The 16,861-nt window shown below is 40.2% G+C and carries 19 protein-coding genes and 2 tRNA genes; 5 read left to right on the forward strand and 16 right to left on the reverse strand.

The window, feature by feature from the left end:
- Positions 1-66: 66 nt before the first annotated feature.
- Positions 67-1,068: a serine hydrolase domain-containing protein gene (locus CPS94_RS05390; protein ID WP_004049243.1), complete on the reverse strand. Its 1,002-nt coding sequence runs from the start codon at positions 1,066-1,068 to the stop codon at positions 67-69.
- 2 nt (positions 1,069-1,070) lie between these two features.
- A complete protein-coding gene (locus CPS94_RS05395; RefSeq protein ID WP_112286399.1) occupies positions 1,071-1,739 on the reverse strand; it encodes a histidine phosphatase family protein in 669 nt (222 codons plus the stop codon).
- Between the two features lie 138 nt (positions 1,740-1,877).
- Here CPS94_RS05395 and CPS94_RS05400 point away from each other — a divergent pair, with 138 nt between their 5' ends.
- Entirely contained in the window at positions 1,878-2,207 is a 330-nt protein-coding gene (locus tag CPS94_RS05400) for a hypothetical protein (RefSeq protein WP_004049245.1), read from the forward strand.
- A gap of 111 nt (positions 2,208-2,318) precedes the next feature.
- On the opposite strand, the gene CPS94_RS05405 is transcribed toward CPS94_RS05400, so the two are convergent.
- The 6 genes from CPS94_RS05405 to yjeM all read right to left on the reverse strand — a co-directional run bounded on the left by CPS94_RS05405 (position 2,319) and on the right by yjeM (position 8,717).
- Positions 2,319-3,533 (reverse strand): MFS transporter, encoded by a 1,215-nt coding sequence (locus tag CPS94_RS05405; RefSeq protein WP_004049246.1) that lies wholly within the window; start codon positions 3,531-3,533, stop codon positions 2,319-2,321.
- A 102-nt stretch (positions 3,534-3,635) separates the two neighbouring features.
- Complete coding sequence (locus CPS94_RS05410) at positions 3,636-3,899, reverse strand: hypothetical protein (protein WP_004049247.1); 264 nt, start codon at positions 3,897-3,899, stop codon at positions 3,636-3,638.
- Between the two features lie 130 nt (positions 3,900-4,029).
- Positions 4,030-4,770 carry an amino acid ABC transporter ATP-binding protein gene (locus tag CPS94_RS05415; RefSeq protein ID WP_004049248.1) on the reverse strand — a complete coding sequence of 247 codons (741 nt, stop codon included), beginning with the start codon at positions 4,768-4,770 and terminating at the stop codon, positions 4,030-4,032.
- The gene (locus CPS94_RS05420) at positions 4,770-6,227 is read right to left on the reverse strand and encodes an amino acid ABC transporter substrate-binding protein/permease (protein WP_112286400.1); all 1,458 of its coding nucleotides are present in this window, start codon (positions 6,225-6,227) and stop codon (positions 4,770-4,772) included. Before CPS94_RS05420 ends, CPS94_RS05415 begins: the two co-directional genes overlap by 1 nt.
- A 305-nt stretch (positions 6,228-6,532) precedes the next feature.
- A complete protein-coding gene (locus CPS94_RS05425) occupies positions 6,533-7,135 on the reverse strand; it encodes an NAD-dependent epimerase/dehydratase family protein (protein WP_004049253.1) in 603 nt (200 codons plus the stop codon).
- Between the two features lie 91 nt (positions 7,136-7,226).
- On the reverse strand, positions 7,227-8,717 hold the full coding sequence (gene yjeM, locus CPS94_RS05430) for a glutamate/gamma-aminobutyrate family transporter YjeM (protein WP_004049255.1): 1,491 nt from the start codon (positions 8,715-8,717) through the stop codon (positions 7,227-7,229).
- Between the two features lie 208 nt (positions 8,718-8,925).
- Between yjeM and CPS94_RS05435 the strand changes: the two genes are divergently transcribed.
- From CPS94_RS05435 to CPS94_RS05445, 3 genes are all read left to right on the forward strand, one after another.
- Positions 8,926-8,998: transfer RNA gene (locus tag CPS94_RS05435), tRNA-Gln, on the forward strand.
- Between the two features lie 73 nt (positions 8,999-9,071).
- Complete coding sequence (locus tag CPS94_RS05440) at positions 9,072-9,599, forward strand: helix-turn-helix domain-containing protein (protein ID WP_112286401.1); 528 nt, start codon at positions 9,072-9,074, stop codon at positions 9,597-9,599.
- Positions 9,584-10,459 carry an IS3 family transposase gene (locus tag CPS94_RS05445; protein WP_286011508.1) on the forward strand — a complete coding sequence of 292 codons (876 nt, stop codon included), beginning with the start codon at positions 9,584-9,586 and terminating at the stop codon, positions 10,457-10,459. The genes CPS94_RS05440 and CPS94_RS05445 overlap by 16 nt, the downstream gene beginning before the upstream one ends.
- Positions 10,460-10,612: 153 nt before the next feature.
- Here the strand turns inward: CPS94_RS05445 and CPS94_RS05450 are convergent, their stop codons facing one another.
- The 4 genes from CPS94_RS05450 to CPS94_RS05465 form a co-directional block, all read right to left on the reverse strand.
- Positions 10,613-10,936 (reverse strand): hypothetical protein, encoded by a 324-nt coding sequence (locus tag CPS94_RS05450; protein WP_004049258.1) that lies wholly within the window; start codon positions 10,934-10,936, stop codon positions 10,613-10,615.
- A gap of 163 nt (positions 10,937-11,099) precedes the next feature.
- Positions 11,100-11,172 (reverse strand) — tRNA-Glu (locus CPS94_RS05455).
- Between the two features lie 221 nt (positions 11,173-11,393).
- A complete protein-coding gene (locus CPS94_RS05460) occupies positions 11,394-11,927 on the reverse strand; it encodes a metallophosphoesterase family protein (RefSeq protein ID WP_004049259.1) in 534 nt (177 codons plus the stop codon).
- A 1-nt stretch (position 11,928) separates the two neighbouring features.
- Positions 11,929-12,531: an XTP/dITP diphosphatase gene (locus CPS94_RS05465; protein ID WP_004049260.1), complete on the reverse strand. Its 603-nt coding sequence runs from the start codon at positions 12,529-12,531 to the stop codon at positions 11,929-11,931.
- Between the two features lie 134 nt (positions 12,532-12,665).
- On the opposite strand from CPS94_RS05465, the gene CPS94_RS05470 reads away from it, so the two are divergent.
- A complete protein-coding gene (locus CPS94_RS05470) occupies positions 12,666-13,151 on the forward strand; it encodes a YslB family protein (protein ID WP_004049261.1) in 486 nt (161 codons plus the stop codon).
- 95 nt (positions 13,152-13,246) lie between these two features.
- Here CPS94_RS05470 and trxA read toward each other — a convergent pair whose 3' ends face one another.
- The 4 genes from trxA to zapA form a co-directional block, all read right to left on the reverse strand.
- Complete coding sequence (gene trxA / locus CPS94_RS05475; RefSeq protein WP_004049262.1) at positions 13,247-13,558, reverse strand: thioredoxin; 312 nt, start codon at positions 13,556-13,558, stop codon at positions 13,247-13,249.
- 80 nt (positions 13,559-13,638) lie between these two features.
- Complete coding sequence (locus CPS94_RS05480; protein WP_004049265.1) at positions 13,639-15,999, reverse strand: endonuclease MutS2; 2,361 nt, start codon at positions 15,997-15,999, stop codon at positions 13,639-13,641.
- The gene (locus CPS94_RS05485) at positions 15,989-16,507 is read right to left on the reverse strand and encodes a CvpA family protein (RefSeq protein ID WP_004049267.1); all 519 of its coding nucleotides are present in this window, start codon (positions 16,505-16,507) and stop codon (positions 15,989-15,991) included. The genes CPS94_RS05480 and CPS94_RS05485 overlap by 11 nt, the downstream gene beginning before the upstream one ends.
- Before the next feature lie 7 nt (positions 16,508-16,514).
- Positions 16,515-16,766: a cell division protein ZapA gene (gene zapA, locus CPS94_RS05490; RefSeq protein ID WP_004049269.1), complete on the reverse strand. Its 252-nt coding sequence runs from the start codon at positions 16,764-16,766 to the stop codon at positions 16,515-16,517.
- Positions 16,767-16,861: the final 95 nt, after the last annotated feature.

The raw sequence follows: 16,861 nt of genomic DNA on the forward strand, positions 1-16,861 counted from the left end.
ATCGCCTCGCCTAAAAGTCTATACATTTATTCTATCACACTCAAATGAATTGTAAACCTTTTCCATCTAGTCTTTTTCTGCAAGATACGTAGCGACGATCTTATCACGCCATTCTAAAAATGCTTCATTATCTACCCTTGGATGCACGCGGTTTGTTAAAACGATCAAGGCATTTTTCCCTTTTTGATCAAGTAGCATAAAAGTTCCGGTAAAACCAGTATGATATAGACAAGGGGTATTACTTTGATCATAACGCAGATTCCAACCTAGCGAGCGTCCAAGATCATGGGTCGGAGTATGGTCAGCATAGAGCATCACGACCGTTTCTGGTGCTAATATTCCTGGGATCGTTTGGGGAGCAAGCATCCATTTAGCAAATTTGATCAGATCAGCTAAATTAGAAAATAACCCCGCCGATCCACAATGCTCACCTAAAATAAAAGCTTTAGGATCATGAACTTCTCCTTGGATCAAGCCTCTAGTCGCCGTTAGCTCAGTTGGTACACACTGCTTTTTTGGAGGAGCAAAGGTCGAATTTTTCATACCTAATGGCCGTAAAACCTCGGTCATGATCACCGCTTGCACAGGTCGATGGTAAAAAACTTCAATGATCTGTCCCAGTAAGATCAAGCCGATATCGGCATAAACGACCTTTTTCCCCAACCAAGCAGCTGGTTTCAAGGTATACAAAGCCGCCATCAATTCAGTTGGTGGCAGTTGATCACGATTTTTTATGTAACCACTAAGAGCAGATGTGTGGGTCAATAAGTGGCGCAAAGTCACCCTTTGATCGCTGAAGCGCGGTAAATATTTAGCAACTCGATCATCCAATCGTAACTTTTTAGCCTCCAACAGCTGTAAGATCACCGTCGTCGTCCCAATGACCTTAGTCAACGAAGCCAGATCATATAATGCCCCATCTTCTAGTGGCTTTAGCGCTGGAACTAGTTGCTTATTGCCAAAGACTTCAGTTTGGACATCATCTTGATAGATCATGGCATAGGAGACCCCAGGCACGATCTTTTGGTCTACCAGCTGGTGTAATAAGGCAACTGTTTTTTCGTTCATGCTCAACTTTCCTCTTGTTTCAATTGATTGATATAGATGATCTTAAATTTACCATCAGCATAGTCTACCCGACTTGCCCGAGAGTTGTCGACTAAAAATAGCGGTACATCACCGTTCAACGACTCTAAGAAATTCGACAAGATCAAACCATGCGTTACGATCAAAATATTACAATCCTTACCTTCATATTCACAGGCGATCGTCTTTAAAGCACGGGTAAAGCGCTGTTCGAGGTGAACTGACGTCTCGATCTCTTCTTCACCATCCATCGTGCGAAAAAGCTCGGTCAACTCAGAGACATGCTCTTCATTGGCAAAAGCCTGCAAGATCTTTCGCAAACCCAAAGTCCGCAAAGCTGTGGGGACCATCGTAAAATTATTAGCTTCTTCAAATTTACCAAAACTCAATTCACGCAGATCGGGATCACTATAAATTGGCGGATAACCCTGTTTATTTTCCGCAAGAATATAGCGCGCTGTTTCCTTGGTCCGCTGAAAATCACTCGTGTAAACAGCTTCAAAACGGATATTTTTCAATTCTTGGCCTAGTCGTTTTGCCATACGGATCCCTTTTTTGGTCAACGGAGAATTCGTTGTCCCTTGCAAGCGACGCGATCGATTCAAACGTGTCTGTCCGTGGCGGACTAAATAAAAATGTATCACTAGTTTCACCAACTCTCTTTTTCTAAAAACACCTATCTCTATTATAGATTTACCACGCCAACATGCAAAACATTTTACCTAAAACTTTGCGCAACCATAATTCAAATGATTGTGCTAAAATGTTGATAGATAATGGGGGTAGTATTTTTGGCAAGTAATTCTGATTCGATTTTCAACATTTTATCATATTTGAAGCGCCATCCTGAAAAGATCTTTGCCTTAAGATCACGTTACGACAATGTGATCCAGATTTTTTTCAAAGACGTGATCAAAGTTGCTGATGCAAACATTTATTTTCCGGACAATAAATTAATGGTCAATTGTTTGACTGATGACTTTTTAGCTCAAAACGGTGATCTTTTAGACAGTTTTTGGCAACTAGCTGGTCACGACTACATTGATCATCACGAAGTTTGGGCCACAACATCGCATTTGACCCAAAAAAACATGTACTTATTAGAGCTCTCATTTGAATAGTAACTGTACTATAGTGAGACAAGATAACAAGGATCTCGAGCTGATGCAATGTATCAGCTTGAGGTCCTTGTTACGTATACGGCGCTGACCGCATTTATTTACACTTTTTGATCATTTTTCGTTTTCAAGTGGACGGTGGACTTTCCAGATCAAAAGTAAGTTTAACGCCATCAAAGCTGCTGTTACCAAAAAGACCGCTTGATAGTTGAATAATCCCGAGATGAGCGAGCCCATCATCGAGCCAAGCATCGCCCCCGCTGCTTGAAATGATTGATTATAACTAAAGATCCGTCCAAAAGCTTCCCGTGGGACACTGACCGTCAAAACAGTTTGAACTGCAGGTAATAGTGCTGCATTAGCGATCCCCAATAAAAACCGCCAAAAACCTAAACTCCATGGTGAAGTCACAAAGTACATCGGCAAAAAAACTACCATAGCAGCAACTAAACCAAAGACTAATACTTTTAAAGGTCCGATCTTATCCATCTTGACACCTAAGCGTGAAGCAACTAACAACGTCCCAAAACCAGGCATTGCCGCCACGACCCCACTGACAAAGGAAACATTTCCCGTACCGTGCATCAATGATTTGACTAACAAACTAACGATCGGCGCGATCGACATCAAGGCTGATTGGATAAATAACGTTGTGATAAACATTGCAATGATCAACTGTTTGTTTTCTAATTGTGCAAAGATCTCTTTCATTGGCTTCATCTTTTTAGCTGGGATCGGCGTAAAATGTTCTTTCGTATTAAATAAGGTCAGCAAAAAGACGATCCCCATCATCGCCCCACATACAAAAAACGTTACCCGATAACCGGCAAAACCAGCTAATAGCCCCCCAACTAGTGGACCGAGCAAATTTCCCGTCACATTGGCTGTCATCATGTTTGCCATAACAGCACCGGAACGATTATGTGGGGTCTCACCTGCCATAAAAGCAGTCGCATTATTGATATAACCAGAAAAAGCTCCTTGAACGAAGCGCAGTAATACGATCGTCCAAGCATGGTGGACTAAGCCAACGGCAAAGATCGTAAAAGTCATCACCCCAGAGGCCCGTAAACACATGAGTTTGCGCCCTTTTTGATCGGCAAGATTGCCCCATAGTGGTGAAACGATCGCTTGGGCTAGATATGTAACAGCAAAGGCTAGACCCGCATATAAGTTCAATTCAAATTTTCCATAAGGATGCAATGTTTCAATATAAAGCGCCATAAATGGCATCGTCATCGAAAAATTCAGTCCCGTCATAAAACACCCTAGCCAAAGGGTCATAAAAGTTTTACGCCATGAGGCAGGCAGCTCAGGGTCTGCTACCATATTCATCACTCCTGTCATCATAATATTTACACTCTAGCAAAAATAACTTCAAATTACAAACCTAAATAAAAAAGTGAACTACCTGAGTAGTTCACCTTTTAATTACATTTCAAAGTCTTTTTCAGGATCCAAGCCGTAGAGTTCACTGACTGGATCAGTCTTAGCAGTCGGTTTAACTACAAGGATCGCCGTAACTGCTTTGGCCGACTCATATCCTGCTAAAGATACCACGTCTTCGATCAGATAAGTCAGACCGTCATTATTATAAATATGCTCACCGATCACCGGCAACTTTTCAAAAGAAGTTTTGTTCATCCGGTAATAATCCCCGTTTTTTTCGTGCATGACTAGAATCGCTTGCGTCACTTCGATCCCCCCTAAAATTTTTTTACTTTATCAAAGCTCTTTCATTATAGTATATATCAATATTTTTTTACATAGGTATTTGTCAAAAAATATAAAAAGTTCTGCCAGTCTCCTAGCAGAACCCTTTACATTAGATATTGATAACTTTTTCTAAGAACGCTTTAGTCCGTTCATTTTGGGGATCTTCAAAGATCGCTTCGGGACGTCCTTCTTCGACAACATAGCCATCAGCCATGAAGACGACTCGATCAGAAACTTCCTTAGCAAAGCCCATTTCGTGGGTCACAACGACCATCGTCATCCCCTCTTTAGCTAGATCTTTCATAACTTCCAAAACATCACCGACCATTTCTGGGTCAAGCGCCGAGGTCGGTTCGTCAAACAACATGATATCTGGATTCATCGCTAAAGCACGTGCGATCGCTACCCGTTGTTTTTGCCCACCTGAAAGTGAAGCTGGCATCGCATCGAATTTATCAGCTAAACCGACCGTTTCTAGTAATTTTTTAGCAGTCGTCATCGCTTCATCTTTATTGGCTTTACCCAACTCAACTGGTGCTAGCATGATATTTTCACCCACACTCAAATTGTTGAATAAGTTAAAATGTTGGAATACCATCCCGATATTTTCACGAGCCTTATCGATATTTGTCTTAGGATCACTGATATCATGTCCGTCGATCACGATCGATCCAGAAGTTGGTTCTTCGAGCTTATTCAAGCAACGCAATAAAGTACTTTTCCCTGAACCAGAAGGCCCGATCAAAACGACTACTTCATTATTTGCAACTTTAAAATCAATGCCCTTTAGCACTTGATTTGAGCCGTAGTTTTTCTTTAAATTCGTAACATCTACTTTTAAATCTGTCATTAATTATTGATCCTCCGTTCGATCCACTTTGAAAGAAGTGTTAAAACTGTAATGATGACTAAATAGATCACCGCAACGATCGCCCAGACTCTAAAGCCTTCTAGGTTGCGAGCGATAATGATCTTACCAGTCTGAGTAAGTTCAAGCAACCCGATAACAGATAAAATCGAGGTATCCTTTAAAGTAATGATGAACTGGTTGATAAACGATGGGACCATGATCTTGATCCCTTGAGGTAAGATGACCCGACGCATTGCTTTACCAAACGGTAGCCCTAAACTACGTGCTGCTTCCATCTGCCCTTTATCGACCGATTCGATCCCACCTTTAACAAAGGCAGCCGTATAGGCACCTTCATTTAACATCAACGTGATCACACCAGCTAAGAAAGCTGGGACTTTACTACCGATCAAACTTGGGACCCCATTATAAATGAACAGCGCTAACACGATCAATGGTAGCCCCCGGAAGATATAGATGATCGTTGTCGAAAGGCCACGGCAGAATTTGTTTGGTACGACACCTAACAAGCCGACAAAGATCCCAAAAATCGTGGCACAAAAGATACCCACAACCGTCAACTTCAGCGTCTCAATGATCCCTGAGATAAAAGCATCTTTATTTTCTTTTAAGATACCTAAAACTGTTCGATCTTCAGCAGTTGCTGTTTGTGACTTGACCTTAGTTTCAGAGGTTGCTTTGCCTTCTGTATATTTTTTGATGATCTTGTCATACTCACCGTTAGCTTTCAACTTAGCTAGACCTTCATTGAACATCTTAAGTAGTTCTTGGTTTTGCCCTTTTTTAACAGCAAAACCGGTTTCTGTCGTATTAGCTGGTTTAGTTACAACTTTTAGATCTAAGCCATTTTTGATCACATAATACATTACAGCACTATCTTCAAAACAGGCATCCGAGTTACCATTGAGGACATCATTGTACACACCATCTGAATCATCGAACGTTACGATCTCAAAACCGTATTTATCTTTGATCGAATTAGCATAATCAGCCCCGGCTGTTCCAGTCTTAACAGCAACTTTTTTACCCTTTAACTCAGATAAACTTTTGATCCCACTACCATCTTTGACTGCCATTACGATCCCAGCAGAATAGTATGGGTCTGAGAAATCAAACTTTTGCTTTCTTTCTTCTGTGATCGACATCCCAGAGATCATCCCATCGGCTTGGCCAGCACTCACAGATTGAACAGCAGCATTGAAGCCAACGGGGCGGATCTTAACTTTAAAGCCCTCTTCTTTAGCAATTGCACGTAAAAGATCTAAATCGATCCCCACATACTTATTCTCTGTGTTGGCATACACAAACGGTGGGAAAGTCACATCCGTGTCGATCGTATATGTCTTTTCTGATGCAGCTTGGATCTGTGGCTGGGAGAAAACACCCAACATAAACAATCCAAGCACTGCACTTAACATTGCAATAAACTTCTTCATGGGAACTCCCCTTTACTAGAATTTAATATAAAATTATTATAGCACAACTTTTGTCAGAAGATAGTACATGAAAGCTCGATCCATAATATAAAACTTAGATTTTGTATCATAATACTATTAAAAAAGCCTATAAAAACAAGCTTTTATCCTGAGTCCAAAAAATAAAATTAATTTTTGATTAACTTTTGTGACATGTAATTAATCAAAAGGAGCCGATACTTGCTAATAAACCTAAGATAACAGCATTTATAATTAAATCGGCACTACCGAAATCATAACCTATGAATGTGATAAAATATAACATATTATTTGCATGATCTTTCAAATTCACTTGTTTTCCCCTGTAAAATTTTTTCGATCGCTTGGGCTAGTATTTTTCGCTTGACCGGTCGATACTTTTTTAATCCCGGCAAAAAGGCAATTACGTGTAAGATCTTTCCTAAATAATACGTGCTCTTTTTAGTACGATCATAGATCAAGCCGGGATACACCACATAGGCACGCTTCCCTAAAACTTGGTGTGCGTATTTTTCAACAGTCCGTTTAGCCCTTAAATAAGCCGGAAGTCCCACATTAGCGGAGATGAACAAAAATTTAGTTTCGCTTGTTTTGATAGTCGTAATGATCTTTTTAGCAGGCTTAATGCTGGCATTTTGATAATTCAACTGCTTTTTACGATCAGGCCATAAGATCCCTACACAATCAATGACCCAATCCGCCTCTTTGAGCAAGGTTTGCCAAGCATTTGGGCGCTCTAGATCTACTCGTTGATAAATAACACCAGCTACACTGTCTGGGCGTTTGCCACCACGCGATAAACTATATAATTCAAGTGTCTTATCCTTAACTAGGACCTGCAAGATACCTTGTCCAACAAAACCAGTCCCACCAACAATGACAACTTTCATCAGATCACCTTCAGAGCTTGATTTTTTCTGATTATAGCACTAAAAAAGTACGAATACGTTAACTCTTGCCTACATATTCGTACTTTGACGACTATTTATCGAGTTTCCCCTTAGCTACTGCTTGATGATAAAAGAGCCAAGCGATCACCCCAAAAAAAACTGGCCCAATAATCGTCCAAAAGGCAGTATCATACTCGTGTCGTAAAATAGGTTCAACACAAGTAAAGATTATCCCACCTACAAGAACCAGCAACACCACGGCTGTTACGGTCCATGTCCATTTACGGCTCTTGAAAAATTCAAAGGACCGCTCGATATCAGTTCTTTGTTTAAAGAACGGAAACGCTCCAACTAAAAAGAGATACGGACAACTCGTTGAGACATTAGCCATATCCGTCAAGATCGTATAGAACTTTTGGGTAGCCGAGCCCCCAAAAGCCACTAAGAAGATGAAGATACAAACGATCGTTGCTTGAAGCCACATTGAAAAGGCTGGCATTCCTGCTTTGTTTAAGCTTGTCATTTTTTTAGGCCAAAGCTTAGGATCAGAACCTAAAATAAATGATTTGATCGGTGAATAGACTAAGATAAAAAAGGCCCCAACATAACCGATAAACATCCCCAAGCCAGCAAAGCGCGTCATCAAGACTCCGAGAAATTGGCTCGTTTGCGCTGCTAAGCCCAGCGTTTGACCTAAAACGACACCTAGATTATTCATCAAAACATATGTAATATTTCCCAGGTTAGCTTCATTATTTCCAATGATCTCTTGCCAATTAGTACTGATCCCCCACATAAAGATCATCAACGAATAACTAAGCGCGATCACTAAAGTTGAGATCAAAACCGCCCGTGGAAAAGTTTTTTCTGGTTTTTCAATATCATCCATGACGCCACCAAGCGATTCCATACCAGCATATGCAAAGATCGCATAAACTACAAAGGATAACAAAGCGACTAGCGTACTAAAATCTGGATTAGGTGAAGTCGTAAAGCTACTCCAGCTTGTGATCGGTTGTTTTAAAGCACCATGATCAGCGATCCAGATCACAACACTAGCCACACAAAAGATCACATTCAAAACGATCGTGAAGATCCCACCGATCGAACCGACCTTAGCAACAAAATCCATCCCACGAGTACTAAAAAATGTGACTCCCAAGATCCAAATGATCGCTAATAACCCGATCGTCTGCGTTGCACCTAGACCCAAAAAATTCCAACTCTGAGTGGTGTCTTTGCCAAAAAGCAAAGCTGATAACGGGATCCAGACTTTATTTGACGTCGAGACTAACCAAATGACCCACGAAGCTAACCAAATAAACGTCCCGATAAAAGCGATCTTTTCTCCGACTGAACCTGCTAGCCAAGAATAGATCCCTCCCTTTGCTTCTTTGAAAGCAGCACCATACTCGGCTAACATCAAAGCACTGGGAAGAAAGAAAAAGAGCGCCGCTAAGATATACCACATGATACTACCATATCCCATCTGTTCATAAGCGACGGTCGAATTCGCAAATCCAAAGATCGTTGAAAAGATCATCATTACCAAACCAAAAAGTTTGATTTTCTTTTTATTCACATTAAGTCCTTCCTTTTATACATAATTATTAATATTTATTCATTATACACTTTTTGTTAACAACATAAAAATGTATATCAAAATATTTTTAACGATTATCTATACAAAAAGAGTTATGATCTGATATATTAGTGCAACAAAATAATTCTATTTATAAGTATTGACAAAGCTACGCGACAGGCATAAACTGTAATAGTTGAGTTTTTATTGGGCATTCGCCAAATCGGTAAGGCAGTGGACTCTGAATCCATAATTTACAGGTTCGAACCCTGTATGCCCAACTACTAAAAAAGATCACTCAATGAAGTGAACCCCCTAAGTTGGACAAATGAATCTAACTTAGGGGGTTTTACTATGACTAAATTTTCTTTTGAGGATAAGTTGCGGGCTGTAAATATGTATCTAAGAGGCTATGGAAGTAACACAGTAGCTAAAGTTTATAAAGTGAAGAATCACTCAAATATCCTTATGTGGGTCAAACGATATCAAAAATATGGTATTGATGGGTTAAAAGTTCGCCGCCCTAAATACGATTACGATGGAAATTTTAAGCTCAACGTTTTAAACTGGAGAAAAAGACATAAGGCTTCCTATCCGGAAACAGAACTTCAGTTTGATATAAGTAATCCTGGGACGATTGCGACTTGGCAACGTAAATTGGATACTAAAGGTATTGATGCCTTATTTACTAGAAGAGGACGAGCTAAACACATGACGACCAACAATAATAAACAAGCAGAAAAATCAGAATTATCTGAATTAGAACGTTTACGAGCTGAGAATCGTGCTTTACGGGTTGAAAATGAATACTTAAAAAAACTCGATGCCTTGGTTCAGAAGCGCGGACATCGCAAGAAAAATATCAAATCATCCAAGAACTAAGGCAAGAATTTAAATATACATTGGATGAAATACTACCTTACACTAGTCTTAAGCGTAGTACATTTTACTATCAAGCCCAACGAATAAACAGGCGAAAAAATAAAGATGAGGAGCTATTAAAGCTTATAAAGGAGGTCAAATCAAAGCACCCGTGTTTTGGTTATCGTACAGTAACACTGAAATTACGATCTCAAGGCATAAAAGTAAATCATAAGCGTGTTAGTCGCATCATGCGAGAAAATGACCTATCAGCGCATATGTATAATAAACAAAGGCGAAAATATAATTCTGCCCTTGGACCACAAGGTAAGAAAGCTAAGAACTTATTACATCGACGTTTTGATACACATTTACCATTTCAAAAAATGGTGACTGACGTAAGTGAATTTAGGTATGGAAATAAGACACAAGAAGAACGTGTCTATCTTTCACCTATCAAAGATTTATGTACAGATGAAATAGTGAGCTATAATATCAGTAAGCATCCAACAACAGACTTCGTGGTAAAACCGTTGGATGCATTGATAAAGCTTAGACCTAAATTAAACTATCGTATGACTCTCCATAGCGATCAAGGTGTCCAATATCAGAGTGTCCAATGGCGAAAGAAGCTAAAGGAAAATAGGATCTTTCAAAGCATGTCTCGTAGGGCAACGTGCTTAGATAATGCACCCATGGAAAGTTTTTTCCACACAATGAAAGTAGAGCTATATCACAATAAAGAATATACAACACAAGAAGAGTTGGTCAACGCAATGATCAGCTGGATCAGCTATTACAATAACGAACGGATAAAGGTCAAACTAAAAGGCAAGACACCGGTAGAATACCGACATCTTGCCTTAAGAAATATAGTATAAATAGAGTGTCCAACTTTATGGGTTCACTTCAATTTTGAGTGATCTTTTTATATACTCTTAACTATCATATACACAGCTAAGCTTTCTTTAGCTAGCCTTTTCTCCAATAAAAAAGCTTGGGCGTTCCTGCACCCAAGCTCTCCGTCTTATATCCTACCCACGTTTTACCGTATGCTTGTTACGGTCTTTTTCCTTAACATAACGGTGGGCATGCTTTTTCAAGTACTGTAATAATTTAGTCTCGTTGGCAAATTCACGTGGATGTTGTTGGCCGTGCAACCGTAAAGTGATCTTATTGATCTTGTCACGTCCTGTCCAGGTATAACTATGTTCAACGATAAAACGATTCAAAAACTTACCGTCTTTTTTGCCAAACTTCAGTACATATACTCTCTCAGGCACCATCAACGGATTAACGTGCTCTTTTTCATACTCGACACCGTGTGCACGTAGAAAATTTTTCGTTTTTCTAAGCATGTTTCTCCTCCTAACTTGATAGTAATCCTTTTTACTTACTCCACCTATTATAGCACCTTTGAACTTATTTTTTGATAATAATTTATTAACATTAACAAATTTAAAAGAATTATTCAATAACTTTATAAAAAAAGCCGCTGGTAAAACCAACAGCTTTGACTTATCACCCGTACGGGGATCGAACCCGTAACTCCGCCTTGAGAGGGCGACGTCTTAACCAATTTGACCAACGGGCAATGACTACTCTTATTAGTATACTCTCTTTTTAAATAACGTCAACTATTTATTCAAATTTTTTAACGCAAAAAAGCAATAACTTAAAAAGAGTAGTCCCGTCCAAATAACACAGAGGACAAAAACCAGATCTAACCATGCAAAAGCTAGGTAAAATCTAGTAGCAAACACTACTAAGGTGATAACACACCAAATAACTAGCTTACGTTTAAGATATGCATTCTCATTTGCCATTAAATGTCACTTGCAATTCTGGGATCGCATTTAACTCACGGTCATAGTATTGGACCTCGATCTGCTTAGCATTTTCGTCAGCAAAAGTCTCAACTATCGCAAATGTTCCACCGATCGCAGTGTATTTTCCACGTGGATAGCTGATACTTCCCGGATTCAAAAGTAGTTTACCATTAATTACTTCGACCCCTAATTGATGAGTATGCCCAAAGAAAGCCATATTGGCACCCAATTCATCCATTTTAGCTTGTAGACCACCCAAGCCAAAGCCTACACCAAGTAAATGCCCGTGAACTAACAAGATCTTGTCTTGACCACGATCAAAAAATTGTTCGTCTTGTAGATCCAGATCATAATCACAATTACCACGAACGACTTTAAAATATTTGAAAACTTCATCTGTTACTGGCAACTCTGAATCACCACAATGTAACATCAGATCAACTTTACCTGCGTAAGCTGTGACCAATTTTTGCAAGATCGCCTTATCACCATGACTATCACTAACAACTAAATATTTCATTTTATCGTACCTCATTTAGCCATGCATCAAAACGTTCCATCAAAGCATTGACTGCTCGCCCACGATGACTGACACTATTTTTTTCTTCCATTGACAATTGGGCAAATGAGCGCTCAAATGGCGGATAATAGAACAGTGGGTCATAACCAAAACCACCTTGTCCGCGTTGTTTCTCTAAGATCACACCGTTGACTTCACCTTCAACTGCCAACTGTGCGCCAGCTGGACTAGCAACGACGATCGCACAATGAAAATGAGCTGTCCGTTTATCAGAAGCAACACCGGCTAATTCAGCCAACAATTTTTGTTTATTGGCTTCATCATCGTGATCGCCAGCATAACGTGCCGAATAGATCCCTGGGGCCCCATCTAAATAGTCGACCATCAGCCCTGAGTCATCTGCTAAAGCGATCACTTGGTACTTTTCAGCTAAGGCTAGCGCTTTGATAGCTGCATTTTGCGCAAACGTTTTACCATCTTCGACGATCTCGATCGGATCATTTAGATCATTTAACGTCACAACTTCAAAGCCCTTTGGTTCAAATAGTTTCCGATACTCTTTAGCCTTACCTTCATTTTTAGTTGCAATTAAAATCTTATCCATGAACATCACCTCACTACAATTATGCACTAAAGCACACCTTGATTTCAAACTAACCACTATCCACCGAGTTTAAAAATCATTAGTAACACGGTATAATTAGAGTAATAACTATTATTAAGGATGTGTCTTTTTTAATGCAAGATAATTTTTATGAACTGGCAAGTTCGCAAGATCAACTCGGTGCGACTTTGATCCGCGATGCCTTGATCCCCGATATCTTGGGTAAGGATAACAATATACTTTATTGGGCTGGCAGACGTTTAGCCCGTCTCTTTCCTTTAGCTAAGGATGAAGAGTTACCGATCTTCTTTGAACAGGCAAATTGGGGAAAGTTAGAGCGGGTCAAAGCCAAAAAGGAACAACAATACTTTGAATTGACTGGTCAGATCGTTGAGACGCGACAAAAATTGAATTCAGCTTGTGAATTTTTGATCGAAGCGGGCTTTTTGGCAGAAACGATCCAAAATCAACTCGGTTTCGTCACAGAAGCGATCATTGATAAAAAGACACATGGTACTGTAACGATCTTAGTCCAAGTCGACACTAAAGATCCCCTTGATCTCGACTTTATCGAAGAAAAACAGCCTCTTAACATCTTGACTGGATCAGAAGAAAATTAAACATAGATCTATTTATCTTTCACAGTTATCCATCTAAATAAATAACGCGGGCGCTACCACGATACAAAACATCATGGTAGCGCCCGCGTTATTTATTAAAGATATTGTTCTAATTTTGCTTTGAGTGCGCCTTTATCATGGTAGCCGATCAAAGTATCAACTACTTGACCATCTTTTTGGATCAATAAAGTTGGGATACTCATTACACCATATTTAGCTGCTGTAGCTTGGTTCTTATCAACATCGACTTTACCGATCTTCACTTGGCCTGCCATCTCTTCGGCAAGTTTTTCAACTACAGGCGCTTGCATCCGACAAGGGCCACACCATGTTGCCCAAAAATCAGTTAAAGTCACACCACTTGCAGTTTCTTGTGCAAAGTCTTCATCTGTCCATTCTTTTACCATTACGCTGTTCCCTCACTCTTCATTTTATATTTATTCAGTAAGAATATATCATATCTAAACCAAAAAGCAACTTATTTGTTTTAACGGAAATAAACGACCGTAGCTCCATTGCCACCATTATTCGGAGCTGCAAAATTAAAGCTTTTAACAGCACGATTAGATTGCAGATACTGTGTGATCCCTTGGCGCAAGGCTCCGGTTCCTTTACCATGCACGATCGTTACTGACGGATATCCCGCTAAGATCGCGGCATCAATATAGCGATCCACCTCAGTCATTGCTTCTTCATAGCGCTTGCCTCGCAGGTCAAGTTGAGGTGAAACATGGCTCGTTTTGGCTGAGCGCAAGACGGTCCCAGCACGTTTGACTTTCTTTGGTTCAACATTGATCTTTTCGAGATCAGCTTCATCGATCTTCATCTTCAAGATCCCTAACTGAACTTCCCAAACATGCTCACCAACTTTTTGCACCAAGACCCCGCGTTGGCCATACGAGGTCACCATCACATCATCGTTTGGCTTGAAAGCTTGTTTGCGTTTAGCACGTTTCAAGACTTTATTTTTCTTCAAAGCCCGTTTTTGCTCAAGCGCATTTAAATTGGCCTTGGCATCGATCAGTTCATTTTCCTTGATCTGGGTAGCAGCATTTTGTTTTAATGCTCGTAATTCACTGATGATCTCATCAGCTTTTCGTTTAGCTTGTTCGACGATCTCGTTAGCCTTTTGCTTAGCTTGATCTTGCATTTGCTCACGCTCATTGACAAAACGTTCATAGGCCGTTGCCAACTCGTGGTGCAATTTTTGAGCTTCATCAAGGTTTGCTTGCAAACTGATCGCCTCTTCTTCTGCTTGGCGCCGTTTTGCAACCAGATCAGCGATCATATTATTTAAATCTTGGCTGTCTTTAGCGACTAAATTCCGAGCGGCTGTGACGATCGTTTGGGATAGCCCTAAGCGCTCGGAAATATTGAACGCATTACTTTGCCCTGGGATCCCGATAAGCAACCGATATGTCGGCCGTAATGTTTCTTCATTGAATTCCATCGAAGCATTGATCGTTTGGGTCCGTTCAAAGCCATATGTTTTAAGCTCAGGATAGTGTGTCGTTGCCAAAACATAAGCTCCACTAGCACCGATAGCGTCCAAGATCGCGATCGCAAGCGCAGCCCCTTCTTGTGGATCAGTTCCAGCTCCCAACTCATCGAATAAAACAAGGGAGTCTTGATCGACTCGTTCTAAAATATTGACGATATTTGTCATATGCGAAGAAAACGTACTTAGACTTTGCTCGATCGATTGTTCATCTCCAATATCAGCAAAAATATCCTTAAAGACACCGATCCGACTATTTTCAAAAGCTGGGATAAATAACCCTGATTGTCCCATCATTTGAACTAATCCCAAAGTCTTTAACGTGATCGTCTTACCACCTGTATTAGGTCCGGTGATCACCATTGCTTGATAATCTTTTCCTAAGATAATATCATTTTTGACCGCTTTATCCATCTCTAACAGCGGATGCCAAACTTGACGCAAGTAAATGTCTTTTTGTTCTGACAATAAAGGTTGTGTTGCTTTGAGCTCTTTAGCGTATTTTGCTTTAGCATTGATAAAGTCAAATTCACCTAAGATCTTAGCATCGTGTGCCAACTCAGCCGTATAAGGCATCGTTTCTTCCGATAATTCGCGTAAGATCCGCAAGATCTCTTCTTTTTCAGCAACTTGCTCTTGCTTGAGACGATTATTTAGCTCTACGATCTCACGTGGTTCGATAAAGTAGGTCTGCCCCGAAGAACTTTGGTCATGAACGATCCCACCAAATTTTCCCTTATGCTCGGCTCGCACAGGGATAACATAGCGATCATTTCTGATCGTCACATTCGCCCCGCTCAGATATTTGGCATTATTACCACGAGTCAATGCCACTAAACGGTTCCTGATCGTGGCTTCAGTTGTTGAGATCTGACGGCGCAATGAGCGCAAAAGACTGGATGCATCATCGGTCACATAGCCATCAGCTTCCAATGATACTTGCAGTCGTTTAGCTAATTGTGGTAGCGTCTCAAGTTGTTCTTCGAGTTCATACAGATAATTCAATTCAACTTTTTCATCTGCTAGAGCCATAAAAAAATGATGCACTTCATTAGCTGAGCGCAACACCTGACTGATCTCAGCTAATTCCTTGCCATTTAGCGTTGCTCCGATCTCCAAACGTTTAAGATGATCGGTGATCAACGTTAACTGTGGGATTGGTACCCCACCTTTTAGGCGCAAAATATCTGCGCCATCTTTTGTTTGTAAGAGCTTCACCTGAATCTCATCAAGGTCAGTACTAGGGCTTAAGCGCTTGACTTGACGCTTACCCATTTCAGTTGTCGCATGTTGGAACAACTTATGTTTGATCTTGTCATATTCGAGGATCGCTAAACTTTTACGATTCATTTCCATCCCCCTGTGGTTCAAGTAACCAGTTATCTAATACTTGTTGTGAGATGACTGGTGTCTTTTTTAACATAAATTGTGCTACGCTCGATTCGGCGATAAATGGTTTTGGTTGCACACCAGGCCAAGTATCCACTAGTAGCAACAAAAAGAAGATCACACCATACATCATTGCCAACGAAAAAAGCCCACCTAATAGACGGTCAGCTTGGGAAATGATCGGTATCTTCTTGGCTGTTTGGCGGACTGCATTTGTAATGAACCGTAGTCCTAAGCCACCAATGATCGCGATGACCCAAAAAGCCAGCATCTGATAGAAGATCCGATTCACTTCTGTCGTTGCCAATATACTACTTAACTTTTGACCCAAACTAGGTGCAAAGTAAAGTCCCAGACCTGCGACTACTACAAAGCCAACTAGCTTGATAAAGATCGCTGCTAGCCCTTTATGCGTTCCATGACGAAAAGCTGCTATTAGTACGATCAAAATACCTATTGTTAAAATCATTTTTTCTCTATTCTTTTGGCTTTGTTTGCTTTAATTTCAGCAATTCTTCTTGTTTATATAACTGATCTGAAACTGCATTGATCGCTAATAGGATCGCTGCTTTTTCATTATTTAATGATGGCATCAATTCTTTGATCTCCGCCAATTGTTCTTCTACGATCTTGACAACAGCTGCCATATGATCTGGTTCTGCTTTACCGATGATCGTATAAACTTCATTTGCAATCTTAACTTTAAAACGTCGCTTATTTTCAGGCATTCTCAAAAAAGCCCCCTAATCAAAAATTAACATACTTTATTTTAGCATAATATCTAAGTGTGGAAAAATATGGATCATAGCACCCCCACTTACAA

Origin of the sequence: Ligilactobacillus murinus (genome assembly GCF_003288115.1) — a bacterium.
Classification (GTDB): Bacteria; Bacillota; Bacilli; order Lactobacillales; family Lactobacillaceae; genus Ligilactobacillus; species Ligilactobacillus murinus.